This window comes from Thermoleptolyngbya oregonensis NK1-22 (assembly GCF_032705245.1).
Taxonomy (GTDB): Bacteria; Cyanobacteriota; Cyanobacteriia; order Elainellales; family Elainellaceae; genus Thermoleptolyngbya; species Thermoleptolyngbya sichuanensis.
Genome location: NZ_CP053540.1, coordinates 4,919,476 through 4,944,045, shown reverse-complemented (window position 1 = coordinate 4,944,045; position 24,570 = coordinate 4,919,476). Strand labels below are relative to the sequence as shown.

General features: G+C 55.1%; 19 protein-coding genes and 2 pseudogenes. 4 read left to right on the top strand and 17 right to left on the bottom strand.

What is annotated here, in order from left to right:
• Nucleotides 1–322 precede the first annotated feature (322 nt).
• Nucleotides 323–1,234 (top strand): CDF family zinc efflux transporter Cdf31, encoded by a 912-nt coding sequence (cdf31, locus tag HNI00_RS20600; protein WP_297079497.1) that lies wholly within the window; start codon nt 323–325, stop codon nt 1,232–1,234.
• A 100-nt stretch (nt 1,235–1,334) separates the two neighbouring features.
• Here the strand turns inward: cdf31 and secG are convergent, their stop codons facing one another.
• The 7 genes from secG to rplI form a co-directional block, all read right to left on the bottom strand.
• Nucleotides 1,335–1,565 carry a preprotein translocase subunit SecG gene (gene secG / locus HNI00_RS20595; protein ID WP_172354524.1) on the bottom strand — a complete coding sequence of 77 codons (231 nt, stop codon included), beginning with the start codon at nt 1,563–1,565 and terminating at the stop codon, nt 1,335–1,337.
• Between the two features lie 253 nt (nt 1,566–1,818).
• Nucleotides 1,819–3,417: a 2,3-bisphosphoglycerate-independent phosphoglycerate mutase gene (gene gpmI / locus HNI00_RS20590; RefSeq protein ID WP_316789051.1), complete on the bottom strand. Its 1,599-nt coding sequence runs from the start codon at nt 3,415–3,417 to the stop codon at nt 1,819–1,821.
• 767 nt (nt 3,418–4,184) lie between these two features.
• Nucleotides 4,185–5,897 carry an ABC-F family ATP-binding cassette domain-containing protein gene (locus HNI00_RS20585; protein ID WP_316789049.1) on the bottom strand — a complete coding sequence of 571 codons (1,713 nt, stop codon included), beginning with the start codon at nt 5,895–5,897 and terminating at the stop codon, nt 4,185–4,187.
• Between the two features lie 210 nt (nt 5,898–6,107).
• A complete protein-coding gene (locus tag HNI00_RS20580; protein ID WP_316789047.1) occupies nt 6,108–6,710 on the bottom strand; it encodes a Uma2 family endonuclease in 603 nt (200 codons plus the stop codon).
• A gap of 123 nt (nt 6,711–6,833) precedes the next feature.
• Nucleotides 6,834–7,286, bottom strand: a complete 453-nt coding sequence (locus HNI00_RS20575) for a hypothetical protein (RefSeq protein WP_316789045.1) — start codon at nt 7,284–7,286, stop codon at nt 6,834–6,836.
• A 139-nt stretch (nt 7,287–7,425) separates the two neighbouring features.
• Entirely contained in the window at nt 7,426–10,044 is a 2,619-nt protein-coding gene (locus HNI00_RS20570) for a replicative DNA helicase (RefSeq protein ID WP_316789043.1), read from the bottom strand.
• 376 nt (nt 10,045–10,420) lie between these two features.
• On the bottom strand, nt 10,421–10,891 hold the full coding sequence (rplI, locus tag HNI00_RS20565; RefSeq protein WP_316789041.1) for a 50S ribosomal protein L9: 471 nt from the start codon (nt 10,889–10,891) through the stop codon (nt 10,421–10,423).
• A 237-nt stretch (nt 10,892–11,128) separates the two neighbouring features.
• Here rplI and glyQ point away from each other — a divergent pair, with 237 nt between their 5' ends.
• Nucleotides 11,129–12,013: a glycine--tRNA ligase subunit alpha gene (gene glyQ, locus HNI00_RS20560; RefSeq protein WP_205369753.1), complete on the top strand. Its 885-nt coding sequence runs from the start codon at nt 11,129–11,131 to the stop codon at nt 12,011–12,013.
• Nucleotides 12,014–12,035: 22 nt separating this feature from the next.
• Here glyQ and HNI00_RS20555 read toward each other — a convergent pair whose 3' ends face one another.
• Nucleotides 12,036–13,508, bottom strand: a complete 1,473-nt coding sequence (locus HNI00_RS20555) for a RecQ family ATP-dependent DNA helicase (RefSeq protein WP_316789038.1) — start codon at nt 13,506–13,508, stop codon at nt 12,036–12,038.
• Nucleotides 13,509–13,765: 257 nt separating this feature from the next.
• Here HNI00_RS20555 and HNI00_RS20550 point away from each other — a divergent pair, with 257 nt between their 5' ends.
• Together HNI00_RS20550 and HNI00_RS20545 are read left to right on the top strand one after the other, a co-directional pair.
• Nucleotides 13,766–14,935: a hypothetical protein gene (locus HNI00_RS20550; protein ID WP_316789036.1), complete on the top strand. Its 1,170-nt coding sequence runs from the start codon at nt 13,766–13,768 to the stop codon at nt 14,933–14,935.
• Nucleotides 14,936–15,067: 132 nt separating this feature from the next.
• Nucleotides 15,068–15,268 carry a hypothetical protein gene (locus HNI00_RS20545; RefSeq protein WP_316789034.1) on the top strand — a complete coding sequence of 67 codons (201 nt, stop codon included), beginning with the start codon at nt 15,068–15,070 and terminating at the stop codon, nt 15,266–15,268.
• A gap of 215 nt (nt 15,269–15,483) precedes the next feature.
• On the opposite strand, the gene HNI00_RS20540 is transcribed toward HNI00_RS20545, so the two are convergent.
• From HNI00_RS20540 to HNI00_RS20495, 9 genes and pseudogenes are all read right to left on the bottom strand, one after another.
• Nucleotides 15,484–15,831 (bottom strand): DUF5615 family PIN-like protein, encoded by a 348-nt coding sequence (locus HNI00_RS20540; RefSeq protein ID WP_316789031.1) that lies wholly within the window; start codon nt 15,829–15,831, stop codon nt 15,484–15,486.
• Nucleotides 15,828–16,109 carry a DUF433 domain-containing protein gene (locus tag HNI00_RS20535; protein WP_316789029.1) on the bottom strand — a complete coding sequence of 94 codons (282 nt, stop codon included), beginning with the start codon at nt 16,107–16,109 and terminating at the stop codon, nt 15,828–15,830. Before HNI00_RS20535 ends, HNI00_RS20540 begins: the two co-directional genes overlap by 4 nt.
• Before the next feature lie 400 nt (nt 16,110–16,509).
• A pseudogene (locus HNI00_RS20525) lies at nt 16,510–17,988 on the bottom strand (class I SAM-dependent DNA methyltransferase).
• Between the two features lie 333 nt (nt 17,989–18,321).
• On the bottom strand, nt 18,322–18,717 hold the full coding sequence (locus tag HNI00_RS20520; RefSeq protein ID WP_316789023.1) for an endonuclease domain-containing protein: 396 nt from the start codon (nt 18,715–18,717) through the stop codon (nt 18,322–18,324).
• 297 nt (nt 18,718–19,014) lie between these two features.
• A pseudogene (locus HNI00_RS20515) lies at nt 19,015–19,167 on the bottom strand (restriction endonuclease subunit S); the annotation flags it as partial.
• Between the two features lie 180 nt (nt 19,168–19,347).
• Nucleotides 19,348–20,862: a restriction endonuclease subunit S gene (locus HNI00_RS20510; protein WP_316789019.1), complete on the bottom strand. Its 1,515-nt coding sequence runs from the start codon at nt 20,860–20,862 to the stop codon at nt 19,348–19,350.
• A gap of 243 nt (nt 20,863–21,105) precedes the next feature.
• On the bottom strand, nt 21,106–21,486 hold the full coding sequence (locus HNI00_RS20505; protein WP_316789017.1) for a type II toxin-antitoxin system VapC family toxin: 381 nt from the start codon (nt 21,484–21,486) through the stop codon (nt 21,106–21,108).
• On the bottom strand, nt 21,473–21,697 hold the full coding sequence (locus HNI00_RS20500) for a DUF2281 domain-containing protein (protein ID WP_316789015.1): 225 nt from the start codon (nt 21,695–21,697) through the stop codon (nt 21,473–21,475). The genes HNI00_RS20505 and HNI00_RS20500 overlap by 14 nt, the downstream gene beginning before the upstream one ends.
• Nucleotides 21,694–24,456 carry a type I restriction endonuclease subunit R gene (locus HNI00_RS20495; protein WP_316789014.1) on the bottom strand — a complete coding sequence of 921 codons (2,763 nt, stop codon included), beginning with the start codon at nt 24,454–24,456 and terminating at the stop codon, nt 21,694–21,696. Before HNI00_RS20495 ends, HNI00_RS20500 begins: the two co-directional genes overlap by 4 nt.
• Nucleotides 24,457–24,570 lie beyond the last annotated feature (114 nt).

Sequence of the window (24,570 nt, the reverse complement as noted above, 5' to 3'; positions counted from 1 at the left end):
GGGAATTACCCTGTGCGGAGAGTCCAGTAACCCGGTTTAGAAGACTGACAGCAAGACAAGAATCGTTGCTCCGTTGAGGGTTGGAGGGCAACTCAGCGCAAAGCCTGACAACCAGAGGGCTTGGGTTTGTAGTCAGAGTTTTCATCTGGTTACAAGATTGCCCTCATAATAACAATCAGCAGGTGGTCAGCGGGCGATCGCCCCCTTGCCAGAGCGTTACGTTTCTCGAAGCGCCTCAACGTCCAAAGTGCGCCGAAGCGCGTTAGTATCTCTGCGTAATTTCTGCGTAATTTCTGCGTAATTTCTGCCTACCGTACCGCCTATGACTCGCCAAGACCATCGCGCCACCGTGCGCCGCGTCCTGCTGATCACGCTGGGACTGAATCTGCTAGTGATGGCGCTAAAGGCGACTGTGGGATTTTTGACGGGTTCCCTCAGCCTGCTGGCCGATGCGCTACACAGCGTCACCGACTCCGCCAACAACATCCTGGGGCTGGTCGCCAGTCGATTCTCGTCTCCCTATCCCGACCGCAGTCATCCCTACGGCCATCAAAAGTTTGAAGCGGTGGGGGCCTTGGGGATCAGCGCATTTTTGGGAATTGCCTGTTTTGAAATTTTGCAGGGGGCCATTACTCGCATCTTGGGCGGCGGCGAACCGCTGATCTTGGAAGGCTGGGAGTTGTGGCTCTTGCTGCTGGTGCTGGGCATCAACATTTTTGTCACATTTTATGAACGACGGGTCGGAGAGCGCATTGGCAGCCCCATCCTGCTGGCCGATGCCCGCCACACCATGAGCGATGTCTGGGTGACGATTACGGTGATGGCTGGACTGTTGGGTGTGTGGGTGTTGGGGGTGCAGTGGCTAGATGTGGCGCTGGCGTTTCCGGTGGCGCTGCTGGTCTTTTGGAGTGGTTGGCAGGTCTTGAAGGAAAACTTGCCCTGGCTAGTGGATGAAATGGCGATCGCCCCCGAAAAGATTCACGCCATTGTCACCCAGGTTCCGGGCGTGGTGAACTGCCACAGCATCGCCTCGCGGGGGGTCGTCGGGCGGCAGGTGTTTATCGAAATGCACCTGGTGGTGAATGCCGAGGATGTAGACACGGCCCACGACATTACTGAAGCCGTCGAAGCGGCACTGGAAGATGCGTTTAGCCCGGTGCGAACGACAATTCACGTCGAACCGCAGCGGTATGTCTCCGACCAACTGACCTACGACACGACCCCTGAAAAATAGGGCGATCGCCCTACAGTCACCGCCCCTTACAAGCGCCCTTTACGGTTGCCAGGTCTAGCTCTGAACCTAGCTCTGAGGCTGACTCTGCCGCTGACAATCCCTACGCCAGCCACTTGGCGCTCAGCACAATCGTCAGCCCAATAAACAAGACCGTCAGCGTCCAGGTGACTCGGTTCAGCGTGGTTTCCGCGCTCTTGGTGCTGGTAAACAGTTGCGCCTGTCCGCCCAGCCCGCCCAGCCCATCGCCCTTGGGGCTATGCAGCAGCACCAGCACAATCAGTCCAACGGCAGAAATCGCCCAAATGATTTGAACAATAGAAACGAGGGTCATGAGGGGTTAAAGGTTAGGGATCAGCAGTTGGAGCGAAATTCCAGTCGCCAGAGTGCTGCGGAACTGGAGCTTGCCCGACTTTAAAAACTCGACCAAAAAATCGGTCAAGCTCTATTCTATCGAGAGTTTAGCGCTGTGAGAACGGTCTGCCTCTGAGTCATGCGCTAGGGGCAGTTCGATAGGGGCAGTGCGACAGGAGGGCCATAGGGGCGATCGCCCAAGCCGCACCCTCCCCACTCCACCCCTACGTCCTCTACAGGGAAACGCGCACCGGAGTCCGGTTCTGGCGCACGTCAAAGCCGACGGGTTCGATCAGCGACTGACCTGTCATTTCCACAGGCTGGGGAATCCGCAAAATTTCCAGAATAGTCGGCGCAATGTCTGCCAGGATGCCACCATCGCGCAGCACGACATCGGTACCGTGGCCAGGAATCTTCCGCTTTTCACCCTCGACCAGAATGAAGGGCACTGGATTGGTCGTGTGGGCCGTCCAGGGCTGCCCCTCTTCGTCCAGCATGACTTCGGCGTTGCCATGATCGGCGGTGATCAGCGCAGTGCCGCCTGCTCTGCCAATGGCTTCCAGCAGCCGCCCCACACAGCAATCGACCGTCTCGACCGCCTGAATCGCAGCCTCCATTTTGCCCGTGTGCCCCACCATGTCGGGGTTGGCGTAGTTAATGACGATCAACCCATAGATGCCCTTTTCAATGGCGGCGATCGCCCCATCGGTCACGGCTTCGGCCGACATGGTAGGCGCACTGTCGTAGGTGGGCACTTGGGGGCTGGGCACCATCGCCCGGTCTTCGCCCTCAAAGGGTTCCTCGATGCCGCCGTTAAAGAAGTAGGTGACGTGGGCGTATTTCTCGGTTTCTGAGGTGCGAAACTGGCGCAACCCATTGCGAGAAATCACTTCACCCAGAATGTTGTTGAAATCTTGCGGCAAGAAGGCGACCAGCACCGGGAAAGCGGGGTCGTATTGGGTGAAGGTGACAAACGTCAGGTTGGGAATTTGCGTCCGCTCGAACCCGCTGAAGTTGGGATCAACAAAGACCTGAGTCAGTTGACGCGCCCGGTCGGGACGGAAGTTGTAGAAGATGACCCCATCGCCCTCGCTGACGGCTCCGGGCGCAATCCGCGTCGGCTTAACAAACTCATCCGTCACGTTTTCGGCGTAGGAGGCTTGCAGCACTTCCAGCGCTGTACGACCGTCGCCCTCGCCGTCTTGGGTCATCAGGTCATAGGCGGCTTGGGTGCGCTCCCAGCGGCGATCGCGATCCATGCTGTAGTAGCGCCCGCTGAGGGTGACAATCCGCCCTACCCCAATTTCGTCAATATAGCGCTGGATCGTTTCCAGGGCTGCGAGTCCATCCGTGGGCTTGGTGTCTCGCCCGTCGGTGATGACATGAATGCACACGTCCGAGATATTTTGTTCCTTAGCCAGTTCCAGCAGCCCCGACAGATGGCTGAGGTGAGAATGCACGCCACCGTCGGAACATAGACCCACTAGATGCAGCTTGCCACCGCTCTGGCGCACGGCTTCGCAGGCCTTGAGCAGGGCAGAGTTGCTGAGAATTGTGCCGTCTTCAACCGCGTCGCTGATGCGGACGAGTTCCTGGGGAACGACGCGCCCCGCGCCAATGTTTAGGTGCCCGACTTCGGAGTTGCCCATTTGCCCTTCGGGCAGCCCTACGCTCTTGCCAGAGGCTTGCAGCAGGGTATGGGGATAGGCTGCCCAGAGGCTATCCATCACGGGCGTTTGGGCGGCGGCGATCGCATTGCCGTCATCGCTGGGACGATAGCCCCACCCATCTAGAATGACCAGTACCACTGGAGAGATTGGCGCTTGTGCCATGAGAATCGCCTGAATGACAACAGATTAGGAACAGTAGATTAGGAACAGTTGGGAACAGAATTCAGCGCTTAAAACAATTGGGTATGTAAATACTTACATGAGTAATGCAAATTTTCCAGCAATAATATCACCCAATTCTTAAAAATCACCTAACTCCATCAGGAAAAAGATTTTTATGGAGCTTATGTAAGGAATTGAGTAGTTTTCCTGAGTAATTTCACCCAAGCGGATTACAGATGACTCTATCCTGTCTTGCTGCCAGTTGAGACGGGGTTCTCAATTCTCAGCACATCCAGAAAATACTGCAATGCTCAAGTTTTGAAAGGCTGACATGCTCTCTGAATCTAGGGTATCAGCCCCTAAATCGACTTAAGGACTGGTTAAGAAACCGGCTGTGAACCCTCACGTTTCTCCGCGTGTATGGGGCATTACAAAACTAGCTAAACCGATAAAGCGACACTATCGATCTCGGTTTTGTCCTGGAGATTCTCAGGAGCAAGCTGACTTGGATTTCCCGCCACAAAACCATTGCGCTTCAAGCACAAGAAACTGTTATTCAACCAATTAGCAATCATTAGCAATCATTAGCAATCACTGGCAATCAACTGTAGCAATTAACGGTCGGTTCGCTACGGATTGCGATCCCCAGTTCGACCAGATTCTTGAATTGCGTCATGTTAATCTCTGATCCCTGTGCTGATGCCCTCTAATTCATTTAGGCGGAACGCAACCTCACGACTCGCACCTTTACGGTGGCGATCGCCCGTCTAAGACGATTCTTTTTTGGCTTTCATTTTCTGTTTCTGCTTGTCGCGCTTGGCGGCGGCTTTGGCAGCTTTTTCGGCGGCGATCGCCTCCAACCTAGCTCGTTCTCGCTCCTCCGCGACTTTTTCTAGGTAATAGTGATAATCGCCACGATAGAGCCGCAATTCTCCGTCGCGCACCTCGACAATTTTGGTGGCCACCTGAGAAATAAAGTAGCGATCGTGGGACACCACAATCAGCGTGCCGTCGTAGTTTTGAATCGCCTCCTCCAGCATTTCCTTGGCGGGAATGTCGAGGTGGTTGGTCGGCTCGTCCAAAATCATCAAGTTCACCGGGCGCAACAGCATTTTGGCCAGGGCCAGCCGCGCCTTTTCGCCGCCGCTGAGGGCTTCTACTTTTTTGAACACCATGTCCTGGCTAAACAGAAAACGCCCCAGCAGCGTCCGCACTTCCTCGTTGCTCCAGTCAGGCACTTCGTCGTGGATCGTGTCCATCACGGTTTTGCTGAGATCCAACGCCTCCGCCTGATTTTGCTCAAAATAGCCGGGGATCACGTTGTGGTCGCCGAGGGCCACTTTGCCATCCGTGGGCTGCTCCATGCCCATGATCAGCCGCAGCAGTGTGGACTTGCCGCAGCCGTTGGGGCCGAGAAACGCGATGCGATCGCCCCGCTCGATCAGCAGATTTGCCCCCAAAAACAGAATCTTGTCTTCGTAGGTGTGGGTCAGGTCTTGAATCATCACCACTTCGCGGCCGCTGCGGGGTGCAGGGGGGAAGCGAAACTGGAGCGTCCGCACGCTGCCCGTCGGCGCTTCGATCCGCTCGATTTTTTCAAGCTGTTTTTCGCGGCTCTTGGCCTGGGTGCTGCGGGTGGCGCTGGCGCGAAACCGATCGACGAAGGCCTGCTGCTTCTCCAGTTCTTTCTGCTGCCGCTCGTAGGCAGAAAGCTGCGCCAGTTGGGCTTCTTCCTTTTGCTGGAGATAGGCCGTGTAGTTGCCCAGGTAGGTGGTGGACACGCCGCGCTCGGTTTCGACAATCTGCGTGCAAAGGCGATCGAGAAACTCCCGGTCGTGGGAGACAATCACCATCGGCGTGGTCAGCCCCTTGAGGTAGGTTTCCAGCCACTCGATGGTTTCCAGGTCGAGGTGGTTGGTCGGTTCGTCCAGCAGAAGCAAATCGGGCGATTGCAGCAAGATTTTGCCCAAGCTCATCCGCATCTGCCAGCCGCCGCTGAAGGCGCTGACGGGGCGATCGCCATCTTCGGCTGCGAACCCCATTTCCGGCAGGATTTTTTCAATCTTGGCCTCTAGCCCATAGCCGTCCATCGCTTCAAACTTGCGCTGGAGCCGATCAAGCTGATGAATCAGGTTGTCCAGTTCCTCTGGCGAGGCGGTCTGCATCTGGTGCTGCACATTGGCCAGCCCCTCGTGAATCTGGTTCACTTCGGCAAAGGCCCGCCAAAACTCGTCGCGCACCGTGCGGCTGGGATCGACCTCAAATTCTTGCGTCAGGTAGGCTATGTGCAGACTAGCAGGGCGGATAATTTCCCCCGTCGTTGGCTCCATTTCGCCCGCGATGATCTTGAGCTGGGTCGATTTGCCCGCGCCGTTGACCCCTACCAAACCGACGCGATCGCCCGGTTTCACCTCCCAGTTGATATCCTTCAGAACTTCGCCCGTAGGATAGATTTTGCTGATGTGTTCTAAACGCAGCATGAGTGACCTTGTGATAGAGCGCGGTGATAGGAGCGCGATGAACCTGGCCAACACTCATCCGTTACAGTCGGTCATGAATTCGTGTAAAGCTCTCCATAATCTTAAGCATTTTTTAAGCATTGTGGTTCGCTCTGCCTAGAAGGTTGGAGCAACGCTCAGAGAGCCGCCCTGAGAAAGGTGCGAGAAAGATGCAGCCGTGGCGCTTGCCCGTCACCAAATCTTTTCGAGACGCAGCACAAACCCCGGCAGCACAGGGTCACCCCTGAGCGTTTCTGGATTTTCCAAGACCTGTACCGGGCGATCGCGCTGATACACATACACCGTGCGGCCAGGGCGATCGATCAGCCAGCCCAGGCTTGCGCCGTTGTCGAGATACTCCTGCATCTTGTCTTGCAGCAGGTTGAGGCGATCGCTCGCAGACCGCAACTCCACCACAAAATCAGGGCAAATCGGAGCAAAGGAGGCCTGTTGTTCATCCCTCAGCGCGTTCCAGCGCTCCAGCCGAATCCACGCCGCATCGGGCGATCGAATAGCCCCATTGGGCAGCGTAAACCCCGTGCTGGAATCAAAGCATTCTCCCAATTCTGTCTCGTCATTCCAGTTGCAAAGCTGCTGGCTAATTTTGGCGTTTCGGTTTCCACTATCAGAAAAGGTAGGGGGCATAATCATTACGACTCCGGTGGCGCTGCGCTCGATTCGCAAGTCGGGGTTAGCACGGCATAGCTCGTGAAACTGCTCCAGACTTAGCGACATCTGAGCAGGCAACTCCACGGTTAGCGGTGTCAGTTCAGCGTGAATGCGGAGCGTCGTCATAGGGTTCTCATGGGGTTCTCATGGGGTTCTCGTGGGGTTCGGCGGAAAGCGGACGGTTGAGGCCATTGTAGTGCGACTGTCGTGCGACCCTGACAGGGACAAAGATCTGACAGGGACAAACGCCTAGACGTGGTTTGCTTCTGAGCCAGCTTCCGCAACCAGGGTTTTCAGTTCCACCAGCAATTGCTCCTCTTCGCGGCGCAGTTCCGTCAGCCGGGCGAGAATCTGGTCAAGCCGCTGGGTGGGGTTGTCTGAGTCAGTTTTGTGGGGGTGTCGGGTCGAGGATTGTGACAGGCGCTTTGCAAGCTGGAATCCGCCGCCAAAAATGGACGCAAATAGCCATAGCGGCACCTGAAATAGCCGCAACCAGAGGTTTTCCGTGAGCCGCCCAATTGCGCCGAAGAGACCCACCAGCAGCGCGATCGCCCCTACTATCATCCCCAAAGCCCAGAGGGGATGCATCACCAGCCATTGCGCGATCGGGTGGGCGGCCAGCCAGGTTTGTAGCGGCGTACTGAGGGACTCCAGGAGGCGATCGCCCAGGCTATCCAGCAGAGATTGTCCAAACGGGTTCATGAGAAATTAGGGGGAGAGATCCAGACAGCGCAGGCGGCAAACGGCATCGCAAAAGACACCTGCATAACGTGCATAATCAGAGTCTTCACGATAACCGCAAATTTCTAACCCCTGACCCCGCTGCCCAAAATCCCCAAGCCTAACCCCGCCCCGGCGCGGCCAGGTTGCGGAAGCGGGTAAACTGTGGCTCAAACAGCAGTTTCACTGTGCCCACCGGGCCGTTACGATGCTTGGTGATGATAATTTCGGAAATGCCGCGATCGGGGGTGTCGGGATTATAGTATTCGTCGCGATAGAGCATGATGATCAGGTCAGCATCCTGCTCAATTGCGCCAGAATTATGAGAGACCAACCCATCTGCCATCCAAGAAGCAGGGCCAGGAACGGTCAGATCGTAAACCATCTCCTCTCCATCTGGCTCAATAGACGTTATCGCATCCCAAAATAAATCGGCAGTTGCAATTTCCTTGAGCGCCGTGTTGTTCAAAATGTCGGCATAGCTTAAAACCACATCGCGAGTGGGGGAAAACTTGAAGTGCGCGGAGCCACCATAGGATGTTCCTCTCAGGGATGCCATCTGGCGTTGAGAAATACCCTGATCTTTCATGTCTTGCTTAATCTGTTCAAAAACCTGTGCTGGCAGCGTATCTCTGTTGGGATTCGCTTTGCCTCGATGCGCCAGTTCTCGCATCACCACGGCCGCAGGTTCGACCCTAGGCCCAAACGCGCCTACAGTTTCTAGAAACTTGAGTTGTTGAGTTTTACCGTAAATCTGGACGTTATAGCAATTGGATTTTGTCCAACGGATTTGGCTAAAAATTCCTAGCCGCAGCAGAAGAGCCGCTACGTCTCGGGCCAACCCTTCGCTTACCGTTGCAAAGAAAATGGTGGCCTTGTACTTACGTCCATCAGGACTTAAAGAACTGCTGATGCAGCCATCAGTTGCCCAGAGATGGCGCAAAAACAGCGCAATTTGCTCATCAGGAAGTTGAAAAATCGCCTGAGGAATCCGCTTGCTTGCTGAGCGCTGCCCAAAAATTCCTAAGGCTTTTAGCCACTGCCCCACCCCCTCTGGATGCCAGTGATTGCCATTGCCTGAAATGACAAGCTGATGCCAATTTCCCCGCCCTGGATGGCGATTGACCTGACAGCCAAACGATTCAGCGGCAGCTTTTACAATTGCTGAGTTTTCTTCTGAGCCTGTTGTGTAGCGCAAGGGCTGATGGGAAACGTAGCTACCGTCTCCAATCAAATGGGCCAGTAAGACCACCTGGAGATCTGGCCAGGCGATCGCCGCTTGAGTCAGACGAGGCATATGGTTTGCAAGTGCGAGGCGATCGCCCACCCGCAAATCCTGAAGCGGTTGCCAGCCATCAAATGTGTAAAGCCTGTGCTTACCAGTTGCTCTAATCGTTCTACCCGTTGCAGTCGTCAGTTTGAAGACGGGCTTAACCCCAACTTCCCAGACTAAATCTGCCTTAGCAGCCACTAGGCGACCCCGGTCACCGAGACTAATCACCTCTGGGGTTTGACCGACCAACTCCCGGATCGGGATGCGGCGACCATCCGCCAGCCACACCAGCGTTTCGCCCGTTACGCATTCCCGCAAATCGCTCATCATCGGGCGCTTGTTGGTGCGCGATTCCACTCCCCGACTCAACTGTGACAGCGCGATCACGGGCACGCTCAATTCCCGCGCCAAACCCTTCAGCGCCCGCGTCACGCGAGAGAGTTCCTGCACGCGGTTTTCGCTGCCGCTGCCCTCCATCAGTTGCAGATAGTCGATTAGCACTAGCCCCAGCGCCCCGCCCTGTTCTGCCTGGAGCCGCCGCACCTTCGAGCGCATCTCGGTGACGGAAATATCGGGCGTGTCGTCGATGAAAATCGGCATCTGGGAGAGGGCACTAATCGCGTAGCCCAGTGGCTCCCATTCATCCTGGCTGACCCGCCCTGCCCGCAGCCGTCCGCTCTCGATCTGCGCTTCGCTCGACAGCAGGCGATAAACCAACTGCTCCTTCGACATTTCCAGGCTAAAAATGGCAACGGGCAGCTTGTGAAAGGCAGCAATGTTGCGGGCAATGTTGAGACAAAAGCTGGTTTTGCCCATGGCCGGCCGTCCCGCAGCGATGATCAGGTCTGACCGCTGAAAGCCCTGGGTCATCGCATCCAGGTCATAGAAGCCGCAGGAAATCCCCGGCAGCACCAGCCCTAGGGAGCGACTTTCGATGTCGGAAAAGGTCGCCGTGAGGATATCGGAGGTGGCTGTGAGGCTCTGGTTGGGGCGGGATTGCGTAATGTTGAAAATCTTTTGCTCCGCCTGGTCTAGCACCTGCTCCAGGGGGGTGCTGGTTTCGTAGCCCAGATAGGCGACCTCGTTGCCAGCCTGAATCATCCGGCGGCGCAGGTATTTGTCCGTTACGAGGTGGGCGTATTGGTCGATGTTGACAGCGCTGACGGTGCGCTCCACCAGTTGGGCAATGCGGCTCTGCCCGCCGATTTTGTCGAGCTTGTTGTGGTCGTTGAGGTAGCTGGTGACGCTCATCAGGTCAGTGGGTCGTCCTTCGCTCTGGAGCGCCAGCGCGGCGCGATAGATTTCCTGGTGGGCGGAAATGTAGAAGGCTTCGGGGCGCAGCAACTCCGCGACGCGGCCCAGCGCCTCCGGGTCGAGCAGGATGCCGCCTAGAATGGCTTCTTCTGCGTCAATGTTTTGCGGGGGGAGGCGATCGCTGTAGGCTTGAAAGTTCAGTTCTTGAACCATAGGGCAGGGCGGCAGGAGCAGGGCAGCAAGCAGAGCGACGAGAACAGGGTTGCAGAAACGAGTTTGGAGTAATCCCTTGAAATCCTACCCGTAGGAGGTGGTGCAGGAGGTGATCGCTATTGTACCCCTATAGATAGAGTCGGCAAGGGGGCGATCGCCAAAAAACGGGCTAGATTTGGGGTTAGATTCGGGGCTAGATTTGGGGTTGATTGGGTTGGTTCCCGGCGGCGATCTTCGCCAATCTAGCGAATGCTTCGCCGCAGCGCCCCGGGCAGAGAATTCACAGGAAAAGGATCAAAAAATAAAAAATCAAAAAAATACTCTGCGACTATTCTCGCAGAGTACTCATGTACTGTCCAATGACTTATCCAAATCTTTACGCCTCTGCGTCCGCAGGCACCACCTCAATGTCTACTGTGGCGGTCACTTCAGGATGCAGCTTGATATCTACCTTGTAGGTGCCCAGCTTGCGGACTTCGGGCACCGTAATGCCGCGCCGATCCACTTCTTGACCGATCGCCGCTTGCAGTACCTCTGCCACTTCCCGATCCGTCACCGAGCCGAAAATTGCGTCCTTTTCTCCGACCTGCTTGGCGATCGTCAGGCCAGACAGCTTCTCTAGCTTGGCTTTGATCACATCCGCCTCTTTCTTTAGCTCGATCAGGCGCTGACGCTCCAATTCGCGCCGCCGCTCCACCTGCTTCAAAATGCCGGGGGTCGTATGCACGGCCAATCCTTGCGGCAGCAGGTAATTGCGGGCATAGCCAGGAGCCACCTCTACCAGATCGCCCGCCTTGCCCAGTTTGCTTACATCTTGATTAAGAACCAACTGAATCCGTTTCGCCATGAGCCTTCCCAAATAGTCCAGTCTGCTATTGTACCGAAATGTCGGGAGGAGTGTAAAGAATAGGAAGAGAGAAGAACGAAGAGGGAAAAGAGAAAAAGGAAGAATAAAGAGCGAAGAACAAAGAGAAACATCAGATCTTCCATTTCTCAATACTCCATTACCCCAGCACCCCATTACTCATCCACGCCCTCTCTAGGTAGTAGAATCTGAATCGACCCGTTACCGGACGCTGGACTTGTGAATTTTCAGTCTGTTATTGCCACACTGCATCAGTTTTGGAGCGATCGCGGCTGTTTGATTGTGCAACCCTACGACACCGAAAAGGGCGCAGGCACCAAAAGCCCCCACACGTTCTTGAGGGCGATCGGGCCAGAGCCGTGGTCGGTTGCCTATGTGGAACCCTGCCGCCGGCCAGGAGACGGACGCTACGGCGAAAACCCCAACCGCGTGCAGCACTATTACCAATATCAAGTGCTGATCAAGCCGTCGCCCAATAACATTCTGGATGTTTATCTCGAATCGCTGCGATCGCTCGGCATTCAGCCCGAAGACCACGACATTCGCTTTGTGGAAGACAACTGGGAAGATGCCGCCGTCGGCGCGTGGGGCGTGGGCTGGGAAGTGTGGCTAGACGGCATGGAAGTCACGCAGTTCACCTACTTTCAGCAGTGCGGCGGCATCGACTGCCATCCCGTGTCGGTCGAGATTACCTACGGGCTGGAGCGGTTGACCATGTATCTCCAGGGGGTTAACTCAATTTTCGATATCCGCTGGAACGACACGCTGACCTACGGCGATGTGCATCTCCAGGGCGAAATCGAAAACTCCACCTACAACTTTGAAGCGTCCAATCCCGATCTGCTGTTCAGCCTGTTTACTCAGTTTGAGCAAGAGGCCACCCGGCTGATGGAAAAGGAACTGGTGCTGCCTGCCTTTGATTATGTGCTGAAATGCTCCCACACGTTTAACCTGCTGGATGCGCGGGGCGTGATTTCTGTCACCGAACGGCAGCGCTATATCCTCAAAATTCGCGGGCTGGCGCGGCAGGTCGCCCAGCTTTATCTAAAACAGCGGGAGGCGCTGGGCTTTCCCCTCCTGAAGCAAGACCCCTGCCCTGTTTGATGCCCTTTGCCAAAGATTCTGTTTATAACGCTGCCGATGCGCTAGCCCGACAGCGATCGCACGTTTGGCAGCACAGCCCCTCTGCTTCCTTCGCAAAGCCAAAGCTCCGCAGCAGCAGCCGCCAGCGACACTCGCGGGTATAGAGATAGTCCTGCATTTGGCGGATGGCGGGGTCTGCCTGGAAGGGCTGCGGTGTCACGCCAGGCAAGATGCGGTAGTGAAACGGATTGTCCCAGACCAACTGACCGTTGCGGTGGAGCAGGGCCAGGGCGATCGCCCCATCGGGAAACTGGCGGGCCACCTCGGCCACGGGCCCTGCTTTGGGCAGCTTGCGGATCAGCGATTGGGCAGTTTGGTGCTGCGATCGCGCTTTTTCGGTAAAAAACTGCTGCCGCTGGCGATCGTCTGGGTTTAGCCAACCGGGGCGATCGCTCACCAGCGTCAGTGCCTCGGCGGGTTGGCCGTCGCGTCCTGCCCGCCCCACCTCCTGCACATACTCGCTCAGCAGCAGGGGCGCGTGATAGTGCAGCACCCAGCGGATGTGAGGATGGTTAATGCCCATGCCGAACGCGCTTGTGCAAACCACAAACGGCATTTCTCCACCCAGCCACGCCTGCTCAATCCGTCGCCGCTGAGTTGGGCCCAGTCCCGCATGGTAGGCCGCCGTGGGAAAGCCTTCCTGGGTTAGCCAGTCCGCCAGTTCCTCGCCCTCCCGGCGCGATCGCACGTAGACCAGCCCAGCCTTGCCCCGCCGCGCCCGGATAAATCGCCAGAGCGATCGCCTGCGACCGCGTGGACTCCACACGGTTTGCACCGACAGCGCCAGGTTTGCCCGGTAGGGATTTTGCAGAAAGACCTGCGGCTGTTGTAGCCCCAACACCTCTCGAATGGTGCGCTGGGCGGAGGGGTCGGCGGTGGCAGTAAAAGCGGCGATCGCCAGGGACGTTCCTGCGGGTTTGTGGGCCAGTAGCGCTGGACGCACCGCTCCCAGCCGCCGATAGGCCGGCCGAAACGAGTCGCCCCACTGCACCAGACAGTGCGCCTCATCCAAAATCAGCCCGCGAAGCTGCACTTGCGGCTGGCTCAGCAGCTTCCACACGGAGGCACTCAGCAGCGTCTCCGGCGACAGATACAAGAGTCGCAGCCGTCCGTGTTCCAATTGCCATAGTGTTTGCTGGCGCTGGCGGGGCGGCAGTTCGCTATGCAGCAGGGCCGCGGGCAGCCGCTTGTCTCGCAATTCCTGCACTTGGTTTTCCATCAGCGCCACCAGCGGCGACACCACCAGCGTCAACCCCGCTTGCAGCAGGGCCGGAAGCTGGAAGCAAATCGACTTGCCACCCCCCGTCGGCATCACCACCAGCGCATCCTGCCCTAACAAGAGCGATCGCACGATGTCGTCCTGCGGGGGACGAAAGTCCTTATAGCCCCAAACTTGCTGAAACGTTGCCCGGACACGCGCCCACTCTGGCGCATAAACAGGGTCGGTCAGATGCATCGCCGATGGGAAAGCAAAAGAACTGCCTTCAGGATTCCCAGATTGAGTCAGAATGTCGCGATGGGGGCCTCGCCTGAAGCCTCTGAGCCACATCCCCCCTGCCCTCTTGGAGAGTCAACCCATTTGCTTGCAACTGGCAGGGCAACGATAATAAGAGCGGCTCAACGGCTCACATCGACGGCTCACATCGACGACTCACATCGACGGCTCACATCGACGACTCACAGAAGGTTGGATACCTCAAGCCCTTTCCCAATATGCAAACAGCCCCCACCCCCACAGCCGCCCAGATTGATCAAGCCAGAGAGGCGATCGCCGCCTACGTCCGCAAAATAGAGTCGAGTCCCGATCGCCGCGAGGGAGCCTATCCCTATTGCCTGTTTCACGAGGCAGGACAGCCGATTCGCGGCACAGTGATGATGTTTCATGGGTTCAGCGCCAAGCCGCACCAGATGTGGCGGTTGGCAGACTACCTGTTTCGTAATGGGTTAAATGTCTACCAATGCACCCTTGCCGGCCACGCCTTCGTCAACCCCGACAAAAACTGGTGCCAGGTAGATCTCAAACCCGAAATTGCCATTCCCCTCAAAGAAAAAGTGGCCGCCGACCCCGTGCTGCAAGCATCGCTGGCCAACCTGACGAATCCCGAAGCGGCTGGCGACCTGCCCCGGCCTAGCTATTTGCAGCGGATGGCGCTGATTGCTCGATTGCTGCGGATAGAGCCGCGCCTGCTGGATATTCTGAAAGCAATCGATCACCCGAATGATCCCGACTTTGACCGCTATTTTATCTCATCGCACCTGCACTATCTTACCGATGCCCGCGATCGCCTGCGGGAACTGGACTCTCTGCCGGGGCCCATCTTCACCGTGGGCCTGTCCGTAGGGGGTGCAGTGGCGCTGGCGCTGGCCGCCGACCAACCCGACCGAATTGCGCGAGTGGTTGCCTATGCGCCCCTGCTAGAAATCTACGGCGAAGAGCGGCGAAAGTATGTGGAACTGGCGGGGCCACTGGATATTCGCGAACTGGGCTGGGACCCTGCGCTACGGTTTCCGGTGGGGGCGCTAACGGCAAATGCCCGCTTTGGCAAAGCCTACGTGCAGCAAAATGTTCGCAGCATTTCCCGCACGCCTGTCTTCATGGTGCTAACGGAAAACGAAGACGCAGCCGACATTGATACGAACCGCAAGTTTTATCAAAACCTGGGGGGCGATCGCCAGGGGCATCGCTTTTATCAATATCCGCAAGAAGACCTCGTGCCTCACCCCATGATAGACCCCACCGAAGTTAGCCAGGGCATGAGCAACCGCTTTTGGCAGAGCCTTTATCAAGAAACCTTCCGGTTCTTAACCACGGGCGAAATTGATCCCAGCAACCTCCGAAGCATTGATCAAGACGCTACCTTACCCGCCGTGCCGCCGGTCTAAATCTCAGCCAGGACAAGCATGGTTGGCACTTGGAATCTGCTCTGACGGTTTTGGTATAACCAGGGTATGACCGTCAACGCACACCCCCTTGCGACACGATTGCTATGAAAACCGCCATTTCGCTACCCGATTTTGCTTGATCTGCTGCTCAAGCACCCTGACAAGATTCCCCCGTGGCAACCCGCATCTTGTGAACTGCGAGCGTTGCGGCAGTGGAGCGAATCCCGTCGTATGCTGGTGGGGCTGCTCGCTCAAAGCCCGATTGAAATGACGGCTAGTGCAGCGGATGAGGGTTGTAATGCTATGGGCGAAGTCACGCTAAAAGACACGTAAAAGTCACGCTAAAAGGCACGTAAGAGTTCAATAAACGGAACGCTTTGGGATTCCAGTCATGAATTCAATGGAGTCGGCTTGAGGCTGGCCTACGGTCTGCTGCGTTTAGAGTCGCGGCTTCAATTAGACTTACTGTTTCTTCAACGGTACCTGTTGACTCTGTCTCCCTCAGGGACTATGTTAGCCCTCATCTATCTGAACAATCTCTGGAGGACTCAGACGTAAAGAACTTGATTTTCCATTTCATCGGCTGTTGTACTATTCAAAATTGTAAGCAACCTTTGCACAATTTCTTGATATGGATTTCTGACGGCAATAATGATTCCATAGTGCAGCTTGTCCTGCTCGAAGTATTCTTGCGCTAAATCTTCGAAATCAGTTCGGTTATGAGTGAGGATAGCTGCTCTCTGACTCACAGCATACTCCAACTGCTCAGCATCAGTTTTGCCAAGTTGTCCTGCTTGATGTGCTGTTGTTGCCTCGAACCCACGAGAGCGTAGAAGAGTTGCTACAAGCATCTCAACATCTTCATCTAAATAAACATGAATAAAAATGTCAGTCATGCTTTCCGAACTCGCGGATCAATTAACTCATCAGGAATTCGATTACGTTCAATATATCCATTGATTTCTGCCTGATGATCTAGGTAATAGCTAAGAGCATCAAAAACTTGTGCCAGAACAAGATGCGGCAAACGCTGAGGAATCTCTTCAGGCGAAACCCCAATACGCCACATTTCCACGATCGCACGAACCGGAGTCCTTGTCCCTCTGATAATAGGCTCACCGCTTAGAATTTCGCTGTTTCTGACAATGTAACAATGTTCTGTCGATTGAAGCATCGGTTTTCCTCTAAGCATCCATACTCATTTTAGTCTGACATGAGGTTGCCCTACCCAATAGACTCTGGATAGGGCAAGATTCAGTAGAAAAACACGATGAACGTATTTAGCCTTTAACGACTCGATAGATTCCATAGGCCGCAAGTCCTGCTAAGGCACCAACTGCCACACCAACAGGACCTGCTGCTGCACCAAAACCTGCCAACCATACCAGCCGCGGTCATTCCAGTCGTAGCAACGACACCATATCCTGCTGCTGCGCCAGCACCTGCTGCAACCGCAGCCTTCGCAGCTTCATTCGTAACTTTCCTCCTAACAAGAATCAACTTCGTTGGACAAAATTAGGATGGACTATGTTAGGCGGCTAGTAACAGCCTCGAATAGTGGACTCGAATGGTTTTCACTCTGCTTGCAGCCCACCGGCGATCGCCCGAAAGCTCTCTAGTCCGGCCTCCAGGTTTTCCACAATTTCCAAGGCCAGCACATCGGGATCGGCGAGATTATCCAAATCGGTGAGGCTTTTATCCCTGAGCCAGAAAATATCCAGGCTGGTTTTATCGCGGGCCATGAGTTCCTCGTAGGTAAACTTGCGCCAGCGCCCTTCAGGATTTGATTCTGACCAGGTTTCTTGGCGATCATAGCGGTTTTGCGGGTTGTAGCACTGGATAAAGTCTTTGAGATCTTCTCGCCCCATTGGGTTCTTTTTCAGAGTGAAGTGGGTGTTGGTGCGGAAGTCGTAGTACTAGACTTCTTTAGTCCAGGGATCTTTAGCGGCGGGCTTGTTGTCGAAGAAGATCACATTGGCCTTTACCCCTTGCTTGTAAAATACGCCAGTGGGCAGCCGCAGGATGGTGTGAAAATCAGTGTTGGTCAGCAGTTTTTGCCTAACCTTTTCACCAGCGCCCCCTTCAAATAGGACGTTATCGGGCACGACGATCGCCGCTTTGCCCGTGGTCTTGAGGATGGTACGGATATGCTGAACGAAATTCAACTGTTTGTTGGAAGTCGTCGCCCAGAAATCCTGGCGGTTATAGGTGAGATCCTCCTCTTCTTGTTCACCGGCTGCATTGGTAAAGGTCATGCTACTTTTCTTGCCGAAGGGAGGATTAGCAAGGACATAATCGAAGCGATCTCCTGTGTCGGCAATCAGCGCATCCTGGGCAGAAATCATACTGTCGCTGCTGATGTCGCCGATGTTGTGAAGGAATAGATTCATCAGTGCCAGACGGCGGGTGTTGGCAACGATTTCGTTGCCCCGGAAGGTGTGAAATTTGAGGAATTCTTTTTGCTCGCGATCGAGCGGGTAATTTTTTACCAAGAAATCGTAGGCAGCCAGAAAAAAGCCCCCTGTACCACAGGCGGGGTCAGCGATCGTGCGGTTCGGCTCTGGTCGGAGGCATTCCACCATTGCCCAGATTAGCGCCCGGGGGGTGAAGTACTGACCCGCGCCGCTTTTGGTATCTTCGGCGTTTTTCTCTAGCAGTCCTTCGTAGATGTCACCTTTGACATCGGCTCCCATCACCACCCAGCTTTCTTTATCGATCAGGTCGATCAGCTTGTAAAGTTTGGCCGGGTCTTGAATCTTATTTTGGGCTTTGGTAAAGATTTGACCGAGCATTCCCGGTTGCTGGCCCAGGGTGCGTAGGGTTTCTAGGTAATGGGTTTCTAGTTCGGCCCCGCGCAAAGAGCGTAAACTTTCCCAGTCGTACCCAGCGGGAATCCCAGTCTGGCGGTTGTAGGGCGGCTTGCTGTATTCATCCGCCATTTTGAGAAACAGCAGATAGGTTAACTGCTCCAGGTAGTCGCCATAGCCCACCCCATCATCCCGCAGGACATCACAGAAACTCCAGACCTTAGAAATAATGGGGGCGGTGTTCATCAGTATTTTGGGTAACTCTAATGGATGGGTTGGGCTTATTGAAATTGGCTGTCTGAAAGCTCAATGGTAATAGAAGTCATAGCGATCGCCCTCCTCATATTTCTGGGTCAAGTTTAACAGTTGCTCCTAACCGATAAGCTCGCGGTACCAGTCTAGTACCAAGAAGGGTTCCCTTAGCATCCCCTCCTTGGAGGGGTGCCCGTAGGGCGGGGTGGGTTAATCAGTCGCGCCAGGGCTAACCCACCCCTAACCCCTCCTGGGAGGGGAACCCACCCCTAACCCCTCCTGGGAGGGGAACCCACCCCTAACCCCTCCTGGGAGGGGAACCCACCCCTAACCCCTCCTGGGAGGGGATTTGGGGGCGTTGTCTCTCGTCCAGGCTGCGATCGCCTCAAGGACTGCCTCAACATTCTGACGCACCTCTTCATCTCGAAAACGCAAGAATCGAACTCCCAAGGCTTCAAGCCTCTGCTGACGGTAGCGGTCTTGCTCTTGAGCTTCTTCGCTATCGTGGGATGAGCCATCAATTTCGATCGCCAGCTTCAGCTTTTTGCAGTAGAAGTCAACAATGTACTCATCGATAGGACGTTGCCGATCGAAGTCGTAGCCATTCATCTGCTTGCCCTTGAGATGCTGCCAGAGAATCACCTCCGATCGCGTCATTGTTTTTCGCAACTTCCGAGCAATCTCCTTCAGGCGAGGGTTATAAGGCAAAAAATCAGCACTCATCACCAACTCCTTTACACTCCCCTCCAGGGAGGGGTGCCCGCAGGGCGGGGTGGGCCAATCCCCTCCAGGGAGGGGTGCCCGCAGGGCGGGGTGGGTCAATCCCCTCCTCGGAGGGGTGCCCGCAGGGCGGGGTGGGTCAACGCCCAGGGCTAACCCACCCCTAACCCCTCCCAGGAGGGGAACCCACCCCTAGCCCCTCCCAGGAGGGGAACCCACCCCTAGCCCCTCCCAGGAGGGGAACCCACCCCTAGCCCCTCCCAGGAGGGGAACCCACCCCTAGCCCCTCCCAGGAGGGGATTTGGAGGCGTGGATTCGCTCTAGTAGCACCGAGGCGGGTTCATCATTGGGGTCTTGGGGCACCAGCTTGCCCTCAAACGCTCGCTTGAGAATGCTTTGGCGCAGGGATTCGGCTCGTTGCAAGTCTTCGGTGATCGTCGCTTCGAGGCGATCGCTCCCACTTCCCTCTCCTCCTTGGAAGGGTACCCGCAGATGATGGATATCTCACGCTTCAAAATTTCATCAACTCCACCCACATCCCCTCCTCGGAGGGGTGCCCGCAGGGCGGGGTGGGTCAATCAGTCGCACCAGGACTAACCCACCCCTAACCCCTCCCAGGAGGGGAATATAACCCTAGCCCCTCCCAGGAGGGGACTTGGAGGCGCGGATTCGCTCTAGCAGCACCGAGGCGGGTTCATCATTGGGGTCTTGGGGCACCAGCTTGCCCTCAAACGCTCGCTTGAGAATACTTTGGCGCAGCGCCTCCGCTCGTTCCAGGTTTTCGGTAATGGTGGCCTCCAGACTGTCGCAGATAGAGAGACGCGATTCAATTTCTTCGACGATTTGGAGTTGTTCGTTAATCCCTGTATACGGAAGGGGATAGTCCATCAATTTCTGACCATTAATATTTGATTGGTTGACACCGTCTGTTTTGACTTTATTGCCATGATTCCTAGCAAAAATACTATTAAGAAAATAATTGATATACTTTGAATCAATAAGATTTGATAAGTGGTTGATTCTAATCAAGTATCCTGCGAAAATAGCGGGCCTCTCACCTTGATAAACTGCTGTCTTACCCACAAGTTCGGGGCTATTAGTACGGTTGAATAGAACATCTCCTTTTTGGAGACGATATTTAGCGATTTCTTCCTCATCGCTAGTAAATACTAAATCGTTCCAATCAAAGCGACAGTTTTGGATATTACCCATTCGTAACACGGGAATCTTCCCTTCCTTGTCTGACTTGGCAGAGGTGCCATATTCAACCCCCAAAGTTAGGTAGCCAAGCCTTGCCAAAAGCCATTGTTGGGGCAGTTCAGGTAGCTCCTGAGTCTCTTCTGGTGTTAGCGGTAGTAGTTCTTTTGGCTTCCCCGGCTTCCTGGGCTTCTTCCCTGCCTTGCCATTGGCCTCCCAAGCGGCGACATCGGCCTGCCACTGGGCGAGTTCAGCCTGATAGCGCCGCTCACGCTCCGCCTTGATTTGCGCCAGCAGGGTTTCCGCAGACTCTAGCTTGCCCTGTCGTTGCTGCTCCTCGCGCCACTGCGCCGTCAGCTTGCCCTCAAACGCCCACTTCAGCACCGCCTGCCGATAGACCTTAAGCTGCTGCTGCGCCCTTTTCAGGGAAGCAATCCCATCATCCAGATCCGAGAACAGTTCCTCAATCTTCTCCACAATCCGATACTGCTCCGCCAGGGGAGGGATTTTAAGTTCAAGATTGACAAGAAAATCCTTTGTGATTGCTTTAAAGGTTGTACCAGTTCCTTCTCCTTCAATTCGCTTCTCAAGACTTCTAAAGAGAAAAAGAAGGAACTTAGACTGTACTGAATCTGGAGGTCTGATAGCAGCCAAACCTCTTCCTATACATGCCTCATGAGGACTCAAGTTAGTTGGCCCTACCGGAGCTCTGATCGAAAGTAAGATGTCACCTTTCTTTGCAATTTTATTGGGTGCGGAACAATACTTTTCTGGATTCGGATATAAATCACCAAACTCGCTCTTACCTTGATAGAAGGGTAAGCCAATACCATCAGAATTATAGGTATCTGAAGGTGGAGACTGGCCCATTTCTAGGTAACAAAACTCTGGTAACTTACATTTTGTCCATCCACAAGGAACAGCTTCTTCTTTCTCTGCTCCAGACTTCATGCCGCTAACGCCTCATTCATAATCATCAACAATCCCATCCATTTCCTCTCCACAGCACCAAAACCTCTGTTTTCGCGCCAGGAGCAATGATCCCCTAGGAGAGGGCAATGCAACTGCCCCGCTCCCAATATGCTGCCACCCCGCAAAGCCCTGCATTCTTCCCTCTTTCTTCTCCCTCACGCCACCAATGCCTCATTTCTCTCACTAACAATCCCATATCCTCTAGCCCAAAAACTTCCATCTCTACGTTCCTGCTAAGATTTCCATCATTCGATTTGCCAACTGCTGATCAAGCGTCAAAAGTTCCAGACTCATGACCTTGACCGTTGCCGCAATGATGGCATCAGGGGTTTTGAGCTTGTATTGACGACGGATTTTGATAGTCATGTCTTCGATTGTCTGAGTCATCGGCAGATACTCCATAGCATTGAGAATACTCGTGATCGCTCGAACTTCAGCATCTGTAATGGTTGGATAACTCAAAAGCTCAATTCGAGTGATGAAACTGTAAGCACATTGTTCCAGGTTAATGGATCGGTCTTGCAGCAGATTAGCGACTTGAACATTACCCTTGACCAAACCGATGATGAAATTTGTGTCGAGTAAAAGCTTAACTCCATTCATTTCTCATGGCTCTTTGTAACTCAACTGGGTCTTCATTGAAATTGGGAGAGTCTTTCAAGATACCCAGATAATCACTCAGTAGACCGGAGACTGGCTGCCGTTCTGAGTTAAGTTGGTTAATCACAAACTTGGCAAATACCAGAACCAGCCGAGATTCTTGCTCAGGCATAGCTTTCACCAATTCATAGATTTGATCTGCTGTACTCATCATGCTGCCAATGCCTCATTTATCTCCTCGATAATCCCATCCATCTCCTCGCCAAAAAGCTGATACATCCTCGCCAAACCGCCCTGGGCATCAAACGGCGCATAGTCCAGATCGTCTCGCTCAATGTGCAGACTGCTGATCATATGATCCTTAATCATCCGCAGCCACTCCATTTGGGCTTCGCTAAACTTGGGGGCCGCCCCCGCCTGCTTCTGAAACACCCACTGCTGAAAATTGCGATTTACCGTTTGCTCATACAGCGTCAATTCCCGATCCAGCCCCACCACCCTGCGAATCAGGGCCACCAGCGCCGTCAGGTCACTGATGGGAGTGCCTGCCCGCTTGCCCTCCACCTGCTCATAGGCTTGCCACACCGCCAGGGGAGCCAGCATCGGCTTTTCGGCCTTGAGAATATCTAAGACCTGCCGCACCATCTGAAACGTCAAGTTACGCCGTTGGTAGGGCTGGTTGTAGTAGATCCGCAGCGCCGTGATCTGATCCCTGTGCTGCTCCATAAAGGCGGTAAACTCCTCGATCAGATGCAGCGCCCGCTCCTTGGCCTGGACATCCCATCCGGCAAAGGTGACGCGATCGAGGTTGACCGTATCAATAATCTGCTCATGCACCCGCCGCACATTGTCGATAAACTCAATCACCTCGCCGGTAAAGGCACTGGCCGCCGCCCGCATCAGGGCTTGCCGGGCAGTTTGCAGCGCCTCTGGGGGTGGCTCGGCTGTCGCCGGTAGACCGCGATCTAGGCGGGCTTGGTCGGCGATCGCATCCGGGTCGTAGGCATGGAGCAGCGCTTTCGCCATCTGTCCAGCCCTCAAGCCGCCGGTGAGTGCCGCCAGCCGCTCCTGTTCCTGGGGGGTCATCTGCTGCTCCAGACGCGACAGACGGCCTGCGAGGGAGGTAAAGGCATCCTCATCCTGGGCACCCATCATCACCGCCATCATCAGGTCTTTGAGGGGTATTCCCGGCTTGCGCTCCAGCGGACGGCTATCGGTCTTAAGGGATTGGGTTACCCCAACCGCATCGACAATCACAAAATGGGTCTTGCGAGACCGCACCGAGGGGCTGACCTTCTTCAGGTCATCTTCGCCGAGGGTGCGGGTGCCGCGTCCCTTCATCTGCTCAAAATAGTTGCGTGACTTGACATCCCGCATGAACAGCAGACACTCCAACGGTTTGACATCCGTGCCCGTGGCAATCATATCCACCGTGACGGCAATGCGGGGGTAATAGTCATTGCGAAATTGGGCCAGCACCGACTTAGGGTCTTCCTGGGATTGGTAGGTCACCTTCTTGCAAAAGGCGTTCTCCTCCCCAAACTCCTCCCGCACGATCTGGATAATGTCATCGGCGTGGCTGTCGGTCTTGGCAAAGATCAGGGTCTTGGGCACTTCCTGCCGATTGGGGAAAATGTCTGGCCATTGCTCCCGAAAGGTGCGAATCACATTGCGAATCTGGCTGGGATTGACCACATCCCGATCCAGTTGCTTGCCGGAATAGACCACATCCTCATCAAGCTGCTCCCAACGGCGCTGACGGGTCAGCTTGTCCCGCTTGTCCACAAATTCCTTCGCCACCAGGCGACTGCCCTGCTGGGTAATTTCGGTTTCGATGGTGTAAACATCAAAGCCCACATTCACCCCATCCGTGACGGCCTCTTCATGGGTGTACTCACTCACCACATTCTCGTTAAAAAAGCCAAACGTGCGCTGGTCGGGGGTGGCGGTCAGGCCGATCAGAAAGCTATCAAAGTAGTCCAACACCTGCCGCCACAGGTTGTAAATCGAGCGATGACACTCATCGATGATGATGAAATCGAAAAACTCGATCGGGAGTTGGGGATTATAGACCACGGGCAGCGGTGCCCTGGGCTGCACCCGTTCATTCGGGTTCACTTCCTCTGCCGTTTCATCCAGTTCCTCGCCTTTCAAGATCGAGTAGAGCCGCTGGATGGTGGAAATACACACCTGGCTATCGGTAGCCACATAGCGCGATTTCAGCCGCTGCACGTTATACAGTTCGGTGAACTGGCGATTATCGTCTGCCGGGGTAAAGGCCATGAACTCTTGCTCGGCCTGCTCGCCCAGGTTTTTGGTATCCACCAGAAACAGCACCCGTTCCGCCTTGGCAAACTTGAGCAACCGATACACCGCAGTAATCGCGGTAAAGGTTTTCCCGGAACCCGTCGCCATCTGAATCAGGGCGCGGGGCCGATTGTCTTTGAAGGATCGCTCCAGGTTTTGAATCGCCCGGATCTGACAGTCCCGCAAGCCGGTGGTCGCCAGGGCAGGCAGATCGAGCAACCGTGCCCGCAGGGATTTCTCGGCTTTCAGCCAGTGTTGCAGGGTTTCGGGGCGGTGAAAGGAAAAAACCGGGCGCGATCGCGGCTTTGGATCGCGGTGATCGGTAAACCGTGTCAATACTCCGGTGCTTTCGTAGGTAAAGGGGAGAGGTGCATGGTTAATGTGTTTGAGTTGGGCTGTGGCATAGCCCTGGGTTTGATCTTCCGCTACGGTTAGCCGATGCCCTTCCTCCTCCCGTTTGGCCTCGATAATGCCCACGGCTTGGCGATCGACAAACAGCACATAGTCCGCGGGGCCAACATCAGTGGGGTATTCCCGAATTGCCACCCCCAAGGCCGCATTCAGGTTGATCTGGTTTTTGCTCTGCACCACCCACCCCGCCTGCCGAAGCCGGTCATCAATCTGATCGCGGGCCTGTTGTTCAGGAGTTTGATTGGGGGTCGGCATAGGCGGATTCCGGCAACGATGAGAGCGTACACTCCAGTTTTGGCATATTTACCGCTCAAACGCCCAATCCTATGGTGTAGAGATGCGAGGTTGTGGATTTTGGAGTGGGGATTT

What these genes read in the sequence shown, in the direction of transcription:
- cdf31 (WP_297079497.1), top strand. Translation starts at nt 323, where the DNA reads ATGACTCGCCAAGACCATCGCGCCACCGTGCGCCGCGTCCTGCTGATC.
- secG (WP_172354524.1), bottom strand. Translation starts at nt 1,565, where the DNA reads ATGACCCTCGTTTCTATTGTTCAAATCATTTGGGCGATTTCTGCCGTT.
- gpmI (WP_316789051.1), bottom strand. Translation starts at nt 3,417, where the DNA reads ATGGCACAAGCGCCAATCTCTCCAGTGGTACTGGTCATTCTAGATGGG.
- HNI00_RS20585 (WP_316789049.1), bottom strand. Translation starts at nt 5,897, where the DNA reads ATGCTGCGTTTAGAACACATCAGCAAAATCTATCCTACGGGCGAAGTT.
- HNI00_RS20580 (WP_316789047.1), bottom strand. Translation starts at nt 6,710, where the DNA reads ATGACGACGCTCCGCATTCACGCTGAACTGACACCGCTAACCGTGGAG.
- HNI00_RS20575 (WP_316789045.1), bottom strand. Translation starts at nt 7,286, where the DNA reads ATGAACCCGTTTGGACAATCTCTGCTGGATAGCCTGGGCGATCGCCTC.
- HNI00_RS20570 (WP_316789043.1), bottom strand. Translation starts at nt 10,044, where the DNA reads ATGGTTCAAGAACTGAACTTTCAAGCCTACAGCGATCGCCTCCCCCCG.
- rplI (WP_316789041.1), bottom strand. Translation starts at nt 10,891, where the DNA reads ATGGCGAAACGGATTCAGTTGGTTCTTAATCAAGATGTAAGCAAACTG.
- HNI00_RS20555 (WP_316789038.1), bottom strand. Translation starts at nt 13,508, where the DNA reads ATGCATCTGACCGACCCTGTTTATGCGCCAGAGTGGGCGCGTGTCCGG.
- HNI00_RS20550 (WP_316789036.1), top strand. Translation starts at nt 13,766, where the DNA reads ATGCAAACAGCCCCCACCCCCACAGCCGCCCAGATTGATCAAGCCAGA.
- HNI00_RS20540 (WP_316789031.1), bottom strand. Translation starts at nt 15,831, where the DNA reads ATGACTGACATTTTTATTCATGTTTATTTAGATGAAGATGTTGAGATG.
- HNI00_RS20535 (WP_316789029.1), bottom strand. Translation starts at nt 16,109, where the DNA reads ATGCTTCAATCGACAGAACATTGTTACATTGTCAGAAACAGCGAAATT.
- HNI00_RS20520 (WP_316789023.1), bottom strand. Translation starts at nt 18,717, where the DNA reads ATGAGTGCTGATTTTTTGCCTTATAACCCTCGCCTGAAGGAGATTGCT.
- HNI00_RS20510 (WP_316789019.1), bottom strand. Translation starts at nt 20,862, where the DNA reads ATGAAGTCTGGAGCAGAGAAAGAAGAAGCTGTTCCTTGTGGATGGACA.
- HNI00_RS20505 (WP_316789017.1), bottom strand. Translation starts at nt 21,486, where the DNA reads ATGAATGGAGTTAAGCTTTTACTCGACACAAATTTCATCATCGGTTTG.
- HNI00_RS20500 (WP_316789015.1), bottom strand. Translation starts at nt 21,697, where the DNA reads ATGATGAGTACAGCAGATCAAATCTATGAATTGGTGAAAGCTATGCCT.
- HNI00_RS20495 (WP_316789014.1), bottom strand. Translation starts at nt 24,456, where the DNA reads ATGCCGACCCCCAATCAAACTCCTGAACAACAGGCCCGCGATCAGATT.